This window comes from Methanotorris formicicus Mc-S-70 (assembly GCF_000243455.1).
In the GTDB taxonomy this organism is placed as follows: Archaea; AGJL01; Methanococci; order Methanococcales; family Methanococcaceae; genus Methanotorris; species Methanotorris formicicus.
In genome coordinates this window covers 19644-28175 of the sequence record NZ_AGJL01000023.1, presented here as the reverse complement: position 1 = coordinate 28175, position 8532 = coordinate 19644, and the positions used below count along the sequence as shown (strand labels likewise).

The following is an 8532-nucleotide window of genomic DNA, read 5'->3' as shown; positions in this document are numbered from 1 at the left end:
TCTATTTGATGGGAACTACCGTTAATTATTTTAACCCACTTGTGGTATCATATTTTATTTTTATGTTAGTTTACAATTTTATATGTTTATTTATTTGGTTTTGCTGGTTCATTAATATATTAAAATATAATAAAATAATAGATCAAAATAATTAAATATACTAAAATCATACTAAACCAAACTGAATCACAAAGAATTAGGCATAATTTTCGTAGATGCTGAATAAAATAATAATTAAAAAAGAACTAAAAAAGAAAAATATTATTTTTTTATTCTTTCAATGCTGGAATGACTTTTTTACCAATTAATTTAATTGCTGTGTCTTTGCTTGGTCCGATTGGTGAACCAGCAACGATTTGGGTAACTCCCATCTCAGCGAGTTTTTTACACTTCTCAGCAACTTCTTCTGGTGTTCCGTAGATGGAGAATGCCTCTAACATAGCATCGTCAACTGTTCCAAATGCTGTTCCGAAGTCTCCGGATTTTAATGCGTTTCTAATTTTCTCAACTTTTTCCATGTCAATTCCATGTCTTTCTAAGACAACTGGTGGTGAACCTGCTGCAATGAATGCAACAACAGGAACTGCTGCTTGCTTTGCTTTTTCTGCTTTTTTATCAACTGACATACATGCGTAAGCAGCAACGTCAATCTCATCCATGCTTCTTCCTGCTGCTTCAGCACCTTTCTTAATTAATGGAATTGCTGCTTCGAAGTCTTTTGGGTTTGATGCATTTATAAGGACTCCATCAGCAATCATTCCTGCTGTTTCTAACATTTTTGGTCCTTGAGCCCCCATATAAACTGGAACTTTTTCTTGGAGTGGTTTTATTGCTAAACCTGCACCAGCAACTTTAACAACATTTCCTTCAAATGAAACTCTCTCTCCTGCTAACAATTTTCTCATAACTTCAATTGATTCTTTTAATGTTGTAACTGGTTTAACCCACTCAATTCCTAAAGCGTCAAATGTTGCTTTATCTCCAGGACCAATACCTAAAACAGCCCTACCCCCTGATAACTCATCTAATGTAGCGATTGCTGATGCTGTTATAGCAGGACTTCTAACGTATGGATTTGTAACTCCAGGCCCTAACTTAATTTTGTTTGTTGCTGCAGCAATTGCGGTTAATGCCATGTAAACATTTCTGTTGTTGTAGTGATCAGTAATCCAACAGTATTCAAACCCGTTATCTTCTGCTAACTTAACATAGTAACAGAGTTTTTGAATTGATTCATTTGGAACAAACTCTATACCAAATTTCATTTTTTCACCTTTTCAACTTTTACATTTCGAAATTTTTGATATCTATTAGTATTACTATTATCTTCCAATACCTAATAATTTAATTTTCCATTTAACTTAAATCGAAAAGTATATAAAGTATATGTATTTCTGAATTAGGCAAAAAACTCTACAATATAAATTAAAAATTCTAATATATATATTAAAAATACTACTGACAAAATAAAAGAAAAAGTAATAAAAACCAAATGATAAATTAATCAAAATTAAATAAAAGTTTAAAGTATGATTGTTTGTATTATAAATTGTTATAATTACTAAAATTCAATAATATTGTATGATACTATTCCAAAATTTAAGAAAAATAATGCTTATTTAAAATTTTACAGTGTATCATAAGTGTAAAATCAAATTTAATCCATAAGTTTCCATGGTGGTTAAATGGATTTAGAAAAATTTAGAGAAAGGGAGATTTCAAAGAGGGAGTGTTTAGAATTGTTTGAAAATGATGAATTGTTTTTTGATATTTTGAGGTTTGCCGATGAATTGAGAAGAGAGAAAGTTGGGGATATTGTTACCTATGTTGTTAATAGGAACATAAACTTTACAAACATCTGTGTGGGGGATTGCAAATTTTGTGCATTTAGAGTTAATGAAAATGACGAAAATGCATATTTTTTGGATGTTGATGAGATAGCAAGGAGGACATTAGAGGCTAAAAAGATTGGGGCAACAGAGGTCTGTATTCAAGGGGGTTTGCATCCTAAGGTTGATACCTACTTCCAAATAGAGATATTGAAGAAAGTTCATGAAGTTACAAAACCTTATGGGGGCATACACATCCATGCATTTTCACCAATGGAGGTTTATTTTGCCGCTGAGAATGCGGGGATTGATGTTAAAGAAGCGTTAAAAATGCTCAAAGAGAATGGTTTAAATTCAATGCCAGGAACCGCTGCGGAGATACTTGATGATGAAGTGAGGAGGGAACTCTGCCCATACAAGATCTCAACAAAGCAATGGGAAGATATAATAAAAACTGCCCATAAGTTGGGTATTCCAACAACATCAACAATGATGTATGGACATATTGAGGAATATAAGCATTGGGTTAAGCATTTATTTTTGCTGAAAGAGATTCAGAAGGAAACAAATGGATTTACGGAGTTTGTTCCTTTGAGTTTTATGCATAAGTTTGCACCAATTTACAAAGAGGGGAGGGCAAAGGCAGGAGCAACTGGTATAGAGGATTTAAAGGTTTATGCAGTTAGTAGAATTGTTTTAAATGATTATATAAAAAACATCCAGGTTTCATGGGTTAAATTGGGACAAAAGATGGCTCAGATTGCTTTAAAATGTGGGGGTAATGATGTTGGTGGAACATTGATGGAAGAGAATATCTCAAGAGCCGCGGGGGCAGAGTATGGTGTGAGTATGAGCGTGGGGGAAATAAGAAATATGATAGAGAGAATAGGAAGGATTCCTAAGGAAAGGACAACATTATATAAGATTTTGGATTAAATAATAATAAAAATTACAGTTGGGATATATATGAAAACTGACACAAAAAAACTTGCTTTAAATGAATTTGTTAAAACCTTAAAGAAAAAATACAAAAATAGAATTAAAAAAATAATTTTGTTTGGAAGTTATGCAAGAGGGGACTACGATGAAGAGAGTGATATTGATATTTTGGTTATAGGGGATGTTCCACAGAGAGAAATTTCTTACTTAAGTGCAGAGATTCTTTTAAAATATGGGGAAGTTATATCTACAATAGTAGAAACACCTGAGGAATTTGAAAAATTTAAGGATTCATTTTTCCACAAAAGTATTTTAAAGGAAGGTGTTGAGATTGGATGATATTGACTATTTGCTGAATTTAGCAGAGGAAGATTTGGAGGAGGCAGAGATATTATTTAAAAACAAAAAATATAAAGGGGCAATATCACGGGCATACTATGCAATGTTCAACTCTGCAAAGGCTTTGCTGTTAATAAAAGATATTCATCCAAAAAAGCACTCTGGTGTTTTAAAAATGCTTGGCTTGGAATTTATTAATAAAGGATATTTAGATGAGATTTATTCAAAATACTACCAAGAAGCATTTGATATGAGGCATAAGGTTGATTATGAACCAAGATTTCAAGTTGATGAGGAAACAGCAGAAAGAATTATTGAAGAAGCATCAGAATTTTTGAATATGGCTAAAATTATAATAAACAAATTTAAAGAATTACATAAATAAGGTATTTCAGGAGGCATTCAAATATATTCAAACCTTTCATAAGATATGATCTGATAATCTGAACGCCTCCTTCATCGATACCCGCTCCCTTTTACGGGACTGACCTTCTCCCTACTGCCCCAAAAGGACAGCTCGGGAATAGCTTAAAATAAGGTGGTTTTTGTCTCCCGACGTGGAGACTTTATTTTAATGATATAGAATTTGCATATTTCATTGAAACTACTCCAAAATAAAAGTATTTCAATAGACAATATATAAATTTAACCATTTAGGTAATGGTATTTGGGGATGAATATTTAAAAATACATCTTATGAATACATCTGGAATAAATGAAGTTAAAAATAGGGGCTATACAGTGGTGGGACTTTGGAGATAAAGAGAAGATACTACTTAAAAAAGAAAGAACTTAAACAAATTAGGGAAGAGTTAGGTAAATTTTTTGCAGACATTGATGACATAATTCCAAAAAAGGCAAATGTGGAGATAGCGATAACGGATAAGTATGACATGATTTTGGTTGATGATGAACCAGTTGCAGTTAGATTAGATAATAAACTCTATCCAACATTGAAGGTTCTTTTGGATAATGATATAAAAGAAAAAAGAGTTGTTGTTGACATGGGGGCGGTTAGATTTTTGGCAAATGGAGCAGATGTGATGGCTCCGGGAATTGTTGATGCAGATGAGAATATTAAAGAGGGAGATGTAGTTTTTGTTGTTGATGAAAAACACAACAAGCCGTTATGTGTTGGAGAGGCGTTGATGGATGGAAAAACAATGAAGGAGGCAAATAAAGGGAAGGCAATAAGAACAGTTCATTATGTAGGGGATGAGATTTGGAAATTCTAATTGAAACTTTTAGAAAAAGTTTCATCAAAACGGGATGCATTGCCTCGCTTCGCTCGGCAATGCCTCTCAATATGTTAGGAAAATGAAATTTTAAGATTCTCTAATTAAACCTTTAAAAAGATTTTATCTAAGTAAGGTAGATGCTATCATTCGACATATTCCCTTAGAAACAAAATTAAGTGTGTAGGATTATGAAAATCCTGAAAATAAAAGACATAATCATAAAAACTCATCCGCAAGTTTATATTCCAAGTGAGGATAGTGAATTATTGATGGAAAATTTGGTTGATGTGAAAAATAAGTTAGTTTTAGATGTTGGAACTGGAACAGGCATTCAGGCAATAAATGCGGCAAAAAAAGGGGCAAAGAAAGTTATCGGTGTTGATATAAACCCACATGCAATACAAATAGCAAAGGAAAATGCTCTATTAAATAATTTGGAATTGAATAAAAAAATCTTCTTTTTTGAGAGTGATTTATTTGAGAATGTTGAAGGGAAGTTTGATGTTATTCTATTCAATGCCCCCTATCTACCAACATCGGAGGAGGAAAAGGTAGAGGGATGGTTAAATTATGCCTTTGATGGAGGAAAAACTGGGAGAGAAGTTTTAGATAAGTTTATTGAGGAAGTTGGGGATTATTTGAAAGAAAATGGAATAATCCAAATACTTCAATCTTCTTTAACAGGGGAAGAGAAAACCATCAAAATGCTCAATAAACATGGTTTTAAAGCTAAAAAAACGGCATACAAAAGGTTTCCTTTTGAGGAATTACAAGTTATCACCGCATGGAGGGAATGATATGAGGGCGTATGAGATAGTAGAGATAATAGAAAACTTTGCACCAAAAGAATTGGCAATTGAAGGGGATAATATAGGGCTTCAAGTTGGGGGTGATTTAAATAAAGAAGTTAATAAATTGGGAATTGCATTAGACCCTTCATTGGATGTTGTAAAGAAGGCAAAAAAAGAAGGAATTGATTTCCTTTTCACCCACCACCCAATCTTAAAAAATCCAATAAGAAATTTTACAGGAGTTATTTATAAAAAATTAAAAATTCTGATGGAGAATGATATTATTCTATATTCTGCACATACAAATCTTGATATCTGCAAAAATGGATTAAATGATGCTCTTGTAGAGTTGTACAATTTGAAGGAAGTTGAAAATCTCTATGAGAATGGTTTGGGTAGGGTGGGGATTTTTGAAGGTTCTTTTGAAGAACTTTTAGATATTACAAAAAAATATATTGTTGAAAACCCAGTTATTGTTGGAAATATTGGGAGGAATAATTTCAAATTGGCGGTTTTATCTGGATATGGTTTGTCTCAGGATGCCATTAGGTATGTTGCAGAGAAGGCGGATGTTTATTTATCAGGAGATTTAACCCATCATTCAAAGATACTTGCAGAGGAGTTGGGGCTTGTTGTTATTGATGGAACTCACTACGGAACAGAGGTTTATGGATTAAAGAAGTTTATGGATTATTTAAAAGATAAAGTTGATTGTGAAATAATAAGTTTGGATTTCTAAGATGTATTTTAGAGGAACAATATGGATATTTGTTAATATTAATAAATCTGAATTAACATTTCATATATTGATATCCCCAAGAACCACTAATTAATCCTTTTTGTGACAATTTTCCTAAGATTTTTAGTGTTTCTTTATCAAGGAGTGTTGGGGAAGAATTCTCAAAGTAAGTCCCAGGCAATGGCATGAAGTAGTGGGCATGAACCTTCCCATTCTTTTTTATGATGTATTTTATCAATTCTATGCTTTCCTTCCTATGGAACTCATTCTCATTTGGAAATCCAAAGATAAAATCAACCTTTGGGATTAAATTGTATTCAACACATAAATCAATTGCATTTAAAACATCATCTACAGTATGTCCTCTTCTTATATACTTAAGCATTTCATCACTGCCACTTTGAGCCCCAAAATGGAGGTATTTGTTATCGCAATATTTAACCACAAGTTCAATGGTTTCTTTTTTAATAAACTCTGGTCTAACTTCTGATGGGAATGTACCAAAGAACAATCTTCTTTTAATTTTACTTAACTCTCTTAATAGATGTTCTAATTTTTCAATATTTGGTTTTAATCCATTTTTTGAACCATAACAAAATGCATTCGGTGTTATAAACCTCAAATCACCCATATTTTTAACAAGTTTTACAATATTCTCTATACTCCTATGCCTAACATCTTTCCCAAAAATTTGAGGGGTTTGGCAAAATCTGCAGTTGAATGGACATCCTCGCGTTATCTCAATCGGTGTCATTGGATAAATCTTGTTGTATTCATCTAAATTTCTAACTCTTTCCCCAATAATAATTCTTTCCTCAACCTTCTCTTTTTTTAGTTTGTTTATTAATCTCGGTAATGTTATTTCCCCTTCTCCGACAATTACATAATCAAATCCCATATTTATAGTGTCTTTTGGATTTCCAGATGGATGGGGACCGCCTGCAATTAAGATTGGATTTTCCAATTCTTTTTCTTTCTTTGTTTGGATTATTTTATTTATCTCTTCCAATACGTTATCTCTCTGCATGGTCATGAACGAATATATTAAAACATCCAAATGTTCAATATTATTGATTAATTCGTTAAAGTTCTTGAATAATATCCCGCCAATTAATGGATAGAGTTTTGAGATACTGTATCTATTTTTTGACGTTAACCTAAACCCAATATTAAAATGCCTGTTTGTGTTAGATATCGGACACACCTCCAAGAAATTTTATTGGATAGTGTTATTTTAATTTTAAGGACAGTTAATATCTATTTGAAACTTTATTGGGTATAAATATATTCCAAAAAATTCGCAAATGTGGATAATACTAATCATAAGATTTAATAATAAGCAAAACTCAAGTATATAGTAGAGAGTTTTTCCTTTAATTTCGTATTGATTTTTATTAGGTGATAATATGCATAGGGTAAAAACTGGCATTCCTGGGATGGATGAGATACTACATGGGGGAATTCCAGAAAGGAATGTTGTTCTTCTTTCAGGGGGGCCAGGGACTGGGAAGAGTATTTTTTGCCAGGAATTTTTGTTTAGGGGTATTGAATACGATGAACCAGGAATTTTGATTGCATTGGAGGAGCATCCTGTCCAAATTAGAATAAATATGGAACAATTTGGTTGGGATGTGCGGAAATATGAAAAAGAAGGAAAATTTGCTATAATAGATGCTTTCACATCAGGGATAGGTAGTGCGGCAAAGAGAGAAAAGTATATAGTTAGGGATCCGAGTGATGAGATGGAATTGATAGATGTTATGAAAGAGGCAATAGAGGAAATTGGAGCAAAGAGGGTTGGGATTGACTCTGTAACCACTTTATATTTAAACAAACCAATGATGGCAAGGAAGACGGTGTTTTTGTTAAAGAAGGTGCTTGCTGGTTTGGGGTGTACTGCTTTGTTTGTGTCCCAAATTTCCGTTGGTGAGAGGGGTTTTGGAGGTCCTGGGGTAGAGCATGCAGTTGATGGTATTATAAAGTTGGATTTGGATGAGATTGATGGGGAGTTGAAGAGAAGTTTAATCGTTTGGAAGATGAGGGGGACATCCCACTCTATGAGAAGACACCCATTTGAAATAACTGATAAGGGAATTATTGTCCATGCAGATAAAGTTTTGAAAAAATAACAAAAATATTAAATAATTGCCAATAAAAAATAAAATAATAAATAAGTGGGGGATTTCTATGGAAGTACCAATAGTACCAAAAAGTAGAAAAGAAATTCATCAATTAGAAACTATGTTGTTGATTGGGACGTTACTCCAACCAAAGGTTTTAGAAATTATTAAAGACCCAGTGGAGAAATTAACCTGGGTTGATTCATTGGCAGTTGCAGCAGGGGCTTTGGCAAGAGAAAAGGCAGGAATGATAGTTAGTGAAATAGCAGAAGAACTTGGTAGAACAGAGCAAACTATAAGAAAACACTTAAAAGGGGAAACCAAGGCTGGAGAATTTGTAAGAGAAACATACGGACTCTTGAAAAAAGGAGAGTTGAATTTGGGAGATTTGGGGACGCAGGTGGAATTGATATCTGCAAAGGAGAAAGTCAAAAAGTTGGAAGAGGAAGTTAAAGACCTTGAGGAAAAATTAAATAAAGTTAAAGATACGCTCAAAAAGTTGTTGGATGAGTTATAATTTTATTTTTTTCTTTTTGG

The 8532-nt window shown here is 32.9% G+C and carries 10 protein-coding genes; 8 read left to right on the top strand and 2 right to left on the bottom strand.

What is annotated here, in order from left to right; translation table 11 throughout:
- Positions 1-269: 269 nt before the first annotated feature.
- Positions 270-1265, bottom strand: coding sequence for a 5,10-methylenetetrahydromethanopterin reductase (gene mer, locus METFODRAFT_RS05220; RefSeq protein ID WP_007044509.1), 996 nt, complete (start codon positions 1263-1265; stop codon positions 270-272).
- Positions 1266-1685: 420 nt separating this feature from the next.
- On the opposite strand from mer, the gene cofH reads away from it, so the two are divergent.
- The 6 genes from cofH (at position 1686) to METFODRAFT_RS05190 (ending at position 5875) form a co-directional block, all read left to right on the top strand.
- The gene (gene cofH, locus METFODRAFT_RS05215; protein ID WP_007044508.1) at positions 1686-2765 is read left to right on the top strand and encodes a 5-amino-6-(D-ribitylamino)uracil--L-tyrosine 4-hydroxyphenyl transferase CofH; all 1080 of its coding nucleotides are present in this window, start codon (positions 1686-1688) and stop codon (positions 2763-2765) included.
- A 30-nt stretch (positions 2766-2795) separates the two neighbouring features.
- Entirely contained in the window at positions 2796-3107 is a 312-nt protein-coding gene (locus METFODRAFT_RS05210) for a nucleotidyltransferase domain-containing protein (RefSeq protein WP_007044507.1), read from the top strand.
- On the top strand, positions 3091-3492 hold the full coding sequence (locus METFODRAFT_RS05205) for a HEPN domain-containing protein (protein ID WP_216698821.1): 402 nt from the start codon (positions 3091-3093) through the stop codon (positions 3490-3492). Before METFODRAFT_RS05210 ends, METFODRAFT_RS05205 begins: the two co-directional genes overlap by 17 nt.
- 367 nt (positions 3493-3859) lie before the next feature.
- The gene (locus tag METFODRAFT_RS05200) at positions 3860-4342 is read left to right on the top strand and encodes an RNA-binding protein (protein ID WP_007044505.1); all 483 of its coding nucleotides are present in this window, start codon (positions 3860-3862) and stop codon (positions 4340-4342) included.
- A 191-nt stretch (positions 4343-4533) separates the two neighbouring features.
- On the top strand, positions 4534-5142 hold the full coding sequence (locus METFODRAFT_RS05195) for a HemK2/MTQ2 family protein methyltransferase (RefSeq protein ID WP_007044504.1): 609 nt from the start codon (positions 4534-4536) through the stop codon (positions 5140-5142).
- A gap of 1 nt (position 5143) precedes the next feature.
- On the top strand, positions 5144-5875 hold the full coding sequence (locus tag METFODRAFT_RS05190) for a Nif3-like dinuclear metal center hexameric protein (RefSeq protein WP_007044503.1): 732 nt from the start codon (positions 5144-5146) through the stop codon (positions 5873-5875).
- 52 nt (positions 5876-5927) lie between these two features.
- Here the strand turns inward: METFODRAFT_RS05190 and METFODRAFT_RS05185 are convergent, their stop codons facing one another.
- Entirely contained in the window at positions 5928-7079 is a 1152-nt protein-coding gene (locus tag METFODRAFT_RS05185; protein ID WP_007044502.1) for a TIGR04013 family B12-binding domain/radical SAM domain-containing protein, read from the bottom strand.
- A 202-nt stretch (positions 7080-7281) separates the two neighbouring features.
- Between METFODRAFT_RS05185 and METFODRAFT_RS05180 the strand changes: the two genes are divergently transcribed.
- Entirely contained in the window at positions 7282-8004 is a 723-nt protein-coding gene (locus tag METFODRAFT_RS05180; RefSeq protein WP_007044501.1) for a KaiC domain-containing protein, read from the top strand.
- Between the two features lie 58 nt (positions 8005-8062).
- Positions 8063-8512, top strand: a complete 450-nt coding sequence (locus METFODRAFT_RS05175) for a hypothetical protein (RefSeq protein ID WP_007044500.1) — start codon at positions 8063-8065, stop codon at positions 8510-8512.
- The last annotated feature ends 20 nt before the right edge of the window (positions 8513-8532 follow it).